Consider the following 6,338-nt stretch of genomic DNA (forward strand, 5'->3'; position numbering starts at 1 on the left):
AATGTTCTCGATCAAATTCTTTGTATTTTTATTTAAATTCAATGAGATTTTTGAGCAGATTGCCTTTATAGATACCGAGTTTAATCGCCACTGCCGGAATGAGCGGGCTGTTCCAATCGTATTGGCTGGTAACGAGATCGATATTCAGATCGTGGCGCAGTAAATTTTGCCCTAATTTTGCCTGCACTCGCTCAAATAGCGGGGTCTTAATGTGTAATAACGGGCTGTTGAGCATAATTTTTTCGGTGGAAAAAATATTGATCAAATTCATCAGCATATAGGCTAAATTGTCGCTCAGATGCTCTAAAATCGCAAGAGCGTGCGGATTTTGACGTTCGACACATTGACAAAACCACTGAATTTTCGGTGATACACCCTCTTGTGTATTTGGCAGATAGCGGTCAATCAAGCGGGTCAATGCCGGAAGGGTAACTTGATTAGCCAGTTGGAAACGCTGCATTTCGTCCATTTCAGCGGCAATTTCTTCACTTAACGGCGAGAATTTCGGCATTATCATTTTATCGACATTCATTCGCTTATGTTCGTCTTGATGCAGTAATTTACCCTTGAGTAGTACGCTCAGATTGATAGTGTCGTCCAGTTGTAAGAAAATCACATTATCGTTGCTAATTAAACTGCCGAGGGTGGATTCCGCTAAAAACCATAGTTGGAAATGTTCGTTCAGCAGAATGGGGCAGTGGAACATTTCTGCCAGTGAGGTAGCGAGCGGACATTGCACAGAATGCTGCCCTAGCTGTGTGATCGCCGTTTTCTCCGCATTGATTTTGCCGAGTACGCTGACGGACACTGCCAAGATTTGCGCCTGATCAAGCGGGTGGTTTGCCATAAAATGTTGCAAACGGGCAAAAATCGCTTCGGCAAGGTGCGGATATTCCGCTTTATCCACGGTATAATCCGCCTGTTGTACGGCTTGACCGTTTAGCTCGCACAGGGAAATTGCTAATTTGTTTGAAGAAATTGTCAAACAGACAAAGTGCCAATAAAATGGCGAAACGGAAAGTCCGACCGCCGGACGACCTCGGGACGGCAAATTTTGCGATGCCCGCTCTAAAATAAATTTATGCTCAATCAACGTTTTTGTCAGCATTGTCATTGAAGCAGGGGCAAAGCCGGACAGTTTGGCTAAATCGGTACGGGAGATCAGTTCAAATTGTTCAACTAAACGGAAGACTTTACCTAAGTGTTGATATTTATACTCGTTCGATGATGTTTTCATTGGGTTCGCTCCATACGATAATTTCTTTATTTTGCTAACTTTATTGAGAATAGCAAATGCTTTGTTGCAAGAATGAGAGCCAGTTCACAAAATTATTTTGTCGGATAAATTAAATGGCGAAAAGTGAACCCGTAGGCAACTAAATAAGGATAAAAATGGCTAATAAACTCAATTATATCTGGGTCGAAACCGATCTGAAACTGGCGGAAATTTGCCGCCACGCTTGCCGCCGGCCTGTTGTGGCACTGGATACGGAATTTGTCCGCACCCGCACCTATTACCCGAAATTAGGTTTAATCCAACTGTTTGACGGGCAAAATTTATGCTTAATCGACCCGTTTGCGATCACCGATTTTTCACCATTTGTCGCATTATTGGCGGATAATAACGTGCTGAAAGTACTGCACGCCTGCGGAGAGGATCTTGATGTCTTTCAGCACGCTTTCCGGCAATTACCCCAGCCGATGTTAGACACACAAGTAATGGCGGGCTTTGCCGGACTTGGCGTGTCAGTCGGGTTCGCCAAATTAGTCCAGCACTATTTTGATATTGAACTGGACAAAGGCGCATCTCGCACCGATTGGCTAAAACGCCCGCTCTCCGATATTCAACTGCAATATGCAGCGGCAGATGTCCATTATCTGTTGCCGATTTATCACCAGCTCAGTGCCGCACTGCAAGCAAGCGGTTGGCAGGTGGCGGTAAAAGAAGAGTGCGAAGGGCTAATGGCAAAACGTACCCAGCTGCTTGACCCAAATGATGCTTATAAAGAGATTGGCAATGCGTGGCAGCTCAAACCGCAACAGTTAGCAGTGTTGCAAATTTTAGCCAAATGGCGAATGGAAGAAGCACAGAAACGGGATATCGCCCTCAATTTTTTGGTGAAAGAGCAGGGATTGTGGCACATTGCCAAGCACCAGCCGAAACATACTTCCGCCTTACTGGAATTTATGCACCCAAATGAAGTGCGTATTTACGGCAAAAAGTTGCTTTGGTTGGTGGAACAGGGCAGAGCCGTTGCGCCGGAAAATTACCCGCCGCCGATTACCCGCCTGATTGATGAAGCGGGCTATAAACCAATGTTGAAAGCGTTGCAAAAAGCCTTACCGGCGGCAAAACCGCCCGCACTTGCCGATGAATTATTTGCAACTAAACGTCAGCTTAATCAACTGTTTAAGTGGCATCAAAACGGGCAAAACCCTGATAAATTGCCTGAATTACTGACAGGCTGGCGGGCGGAATTTGGATGGAAATTGCTGGCAAGTTTGGAAGACGGCAAAGCATAAAAGAGAGGAGGGTAAACCCTCCTTTTCTTACTTTTCTGATATTCATATTAAAATCACAGTTTGTACGTTTGTAAAATTTTCCCATTACAAGCAAGCGGTCTGTTTAGAGGGAAAATCTGCAATATTGCATTGTAATGGATAGATGACATTATGAAACGGACGCCAGCGTGGCGTCCCTACATTCGAAGGAAAAAGAGAGAAATTAACGAATAAAATTATTTTCTATAATCGGACTAAATATTATTTGGGGAAAGACAAAATCACGCTTGTATGTAGGGACGCCACGCTGGCGTCCGTTATAAATCAAATTGTTTCGTCTGTTGAAAACGGTATGGTGTTTTTAAATCGTGGGCGCTAACTGCTCAACTCATCGGCAATGACTGCCGCTTGTTCCAACACTCTGGCGATGGCTTCTGGTTCTTGATCCGGCGGGTATTTGTAGCGTTTTAGCGTGCGGCGGACGAGGGTGCGCATTTTGGCTCGCACCGCTTCTTTGTACTGCCAATCAATCGTGGCGGATTGGCGTAGTTGGGCGGTGATTTCTTTAGCTAGTGCTTTCAGCGTTTCATCCCCCAGCCCCTGTACTGCACTGTCGTTTTTTATCAACGCATCGTAAAAGGCGATTTCCGCCGGAGAAAGCCCTAATTTTTCACCCCGTGCTAAGCGTTCGACAAAATCTTTGCCTAAGCGGATAAGTTCCTCCAACACTTCAAGCACAGATAGGCTTTGATTATGGTATTTCGTTAAAGCCTCTTTGAGCCGTTGCTCAAAGTCTTTTTGGGCGGTGATATTATTGGCGGCTTTGTCCCGAATTTGCTGGGCAAGGTAACGTTCTATTGCCATTAGCCATAGGTTTTGGGTTTGGCTGTTTTTCACCATTTCCAAAAATTCGTCCGAGAGCAAATTCAAATTCGGGCGATCTCGGTTGAGCAGTTCAAGCAAATTCACCGTGCCTTGTGCTTCCACTGCCTGATCGAGCAGTTTCACCAGTTTTAATTGGCGATCCTCGGCATTACAAGCGGTCGGATTATCTTCTTTTTTGGTAATAATGGCACGCACGCCATCAAAAAATGCCAATTCCCGCCGATAGGTTTGTGCTTCCGGTAATGTCCCGCAGAGTTGAAAGCCCTTTTTCGCCGAACTAACCGCCCGCAAGAACGCATTTTTGCGTGGGGTCGGGGTTTTCTTTTCGTCCTCGCTCGGCTCGCCGTCTAAGCCAAGAATGTGATTGACAGCCAGCAAAATTTGTTGGTAGAGCAAACGTTCGTCCGTGATTTGCAAAGAATGGAGTAGATCGAACCGCTTGTTTTGCACTGGGGTAGCAAATTGCCCACGGATAATATCAATATGCTCACGCATTTTATCCAGCACCGCTTCGAGATTATGCACCATTTTGCTCTTGCCGTTCGCTTTGCTGTATGTTTGCATTGCGTTTTCCAGCTCGCCCGTCAGCCCGATATAATCGACCACTAAGCCACCGTTTTCTCGGCTTTTGTTGCGGAATACCCGATTGACCCGTGCGATAGCCTGCATCAGATTATGCCCGCGCATTGGTTTGTCGATGTACATTGTGTTACAGCAGGGGGCATCGAAACCTGTCAGCCACATATCCCGCACAATCACGATTTTGAGCGGATCATTTGGATCTTTAAAGCGTTTTTCCAACGTTTTTTTATCCTGTGCGGCATAGATATGCGGCTGCATTTCGGCAGGATCACCGGCACTGCCGGTCATCACAATTTTAATTTGCCCTTGCTGAAGATCATCAGAATGCCAATCGGGGCGGAGTGCCGTAATTTGGTCGTATAATTTCACACAAATTTTACGGCTGGTAGCTACAATCATCGCTTTGCCGTCCATTAGTGCGGTGCGTTCTTCAAAATGGCTGACGAAATCGCTGGCTAATTTTTCCAAGCGTCCGTCCATTCCCATTAACTTTTCCATTAACTGAGACTTGTAGCTGTTTTCGTCATCATCAAACAGATTTTCCACTTCTTGCACGCTTTCGTCAAATTTCAGGCTCTCTTTGAGGGGAATTTGGCGACAGTCGTAGAAAATCGGCACGGTTGCGCCGTCTTCCACCGCATCACTAATATCGTAAATGGAGACATAACGCCCAAATACGTCCTGCGTATCCTTATCTTCAAGGCTAATCGGTGTGCCGGTAAAGCCGATAAAAGACGCATTCGGTAGCGCATCTCGCAAGTGTTTGGCGTAGCCGACTTTGTATCGACTATCACCAATTCTATTATCCCGATCTTCTTCATTTGTAGCGATACTTTCATTAAAGCCGTACTGGCTGCGGTGGGCTTCATCGCTAATCACAATAATATTGTGGCGGTCATTAAGCATCGGGTGGCGTTCTTCGCCCGCTTGCAAACCGAATTTTTGAATGGTGGTGAACAAAATGCCGCCCGTTTCCCGTTTGGCGAGTTCGACACGCAGATTATCCCGCCCGTCTGCTTGGATAGGCTCTTGGCGTAAAAGTGCTTTGCCGCTGGAGAACGTTTGGTAGAGCTGCCCGTCTAAATCGTTGCGATCAGTTACAACCACGATTGTCGGGTTTTTCAGGGCGGGTTGGGAGAGCAATTTGCCCGCATAAAACAGCATTGAGAGAGATTTGCCCGATCCCTGCGTATGCCACATTACCCCGATTTTGCCATCGCCTTCGGGGCTGGTGGCGAGTAGGGTGCAATCGACCGCTTCATTGACGCCGTAAAATTGGTGATAAGCGGCAATCTTCTTGATAGGTAAGCCTTTTTCATCGCTTTCAAACACAATAAAATTTTGCACATAATCCAACAATGCTTCGGGCTGCATTAAGCCATTGACAAAATCCGCTAGACTGTTGCCGAAGCTGATCCGCTGTTTTTGCTGCTCGTCCACCACACGCCACGGGGTAAAACGTTCTAAATTAGCGGTCAGCGACCCCATTTTCGTTTCCGTGCCATCGCTAATCACAAGAATTTGGTTATAAATAAACAGATCGGCGATCTCATCTTTGTAGGTTTGTAACTGGTTAAAGGCTTGAGTGAGGCTGGCACTTTCTTTCAGCGGATTTTTCAGCTCAATCACCACCAACGGCAAACCATTGATATAACCAATGACATCGGGGCGGCGATTGCCTTTCGTGCCTTTAATGGTGAGCTGATTGATGACATCAAAGCGGTTGGCATTCGGCTGCTGAAAATCCACCAAGCGGGCATAGTCCACTTTGGTTTCGTCCGACTGCCGATATTCCACCCGCACACCCGAACGCAAATAACGGTAAAGCGCCTGATTACGCTCGGCTAAGTTTGCCCCCGAAATACTGCATACCTGTTGAACGACTTCCAATACCGCCGAGTCGGGCAGTTGCGGATTGAGACGTTGAACCGCTTCGGACAGCAATGGACGGAAAACCACCTCGTTCGAGCGCTCCCGCCACGGATTTTCCCCGTCTGCCAAGATGGTTCGCCCGTCCGTATAATCCCAACCTTGCGCCTGAAAATCCGCCAAACAGGCTTGTTCTATGGTGTTTTCATTGATGTGCATTGTGTGTCCTTATTTTTGTGATCCTGATCGAAGAATTAAAATTATTTTCTCGCCCTTTTATATCAATGTTTTATATATTGAAATTGATTAAATACTATATCGGGCGCACGCAGTGCGCCCCTACAAATACATTGATATTGGTTTTATTGAACATAAATCATTTAATTTCATATAAATATCTAATATTTAATTTTATTACATCGTGCTGTGGGCGTATGCCGTGCGTCCGTATAAATACGTTGATATTGGTTTTATTGAATATAAATTATTTAATTTTATAT

At 45.8% G+C, this 6,338-nt stretch carries 3 protein-coding genes; 1 reads left to right on the forward strand and 2 read right to left on the reverse strand.

The genetic code is table 11. The features are described from left to right. Positions 1 to 28 precede the first annotated feature (28 nt). Positions 29 to 1,237 carry an ROK family protein gene (locus tag E4T80_RS08345; protein WP_135057259.1) on the reverse strand — a complete coding sequence of 403 codons (1,209 nt, stop codon included), beginning with the start codon at positions 1,235 to 1,237 and terminating at the stop codon, positions 29 to 31. Positions 1,238 to 1,392: 155 nt separating this feature from the next. Between E4T80_RS08345 and rnd the strand changes: the two genes are divergently transcribed. Further along, complete coding sequence (gene rnd / locus E4T80_RS08350; protein WP_135057262.1) at positions 1,393 to 2,523, forward strand: ribonuclease D; 1,131 nt, start codon at positions 1,393 to 1,395, stop codon at positions 2,521 to 2,523. A gap of 354 nt (positions 2,524 to 2,877) precedes the next feature. On the opposite strand, the gene E4T80_RS08355 is transcribed toward rnd, so the two are convergent. Then, entirely contained in the window at positions 2,878 to 6,057 is a 3,180-nt protein-coding gene (locus E4T80_RS08355; protein WP_135057265.1) for a type I restriction endonuclease subunit R, read from the reverse strand. Between the last annotated feature and the right edge of the window lie 281 nt (positions 6,058 to 6,338).

The organism is Muribacter muris (genome assembly GCF_004569585.1).
In the GTDB taxonomy this organism is placed as follows: domain Bacteria; phylum Pseudomonadota; class Gammaproteobacteria; order Enterobacterales; family Pasteurellaceae; genus Muribacter; species Muribacter muris.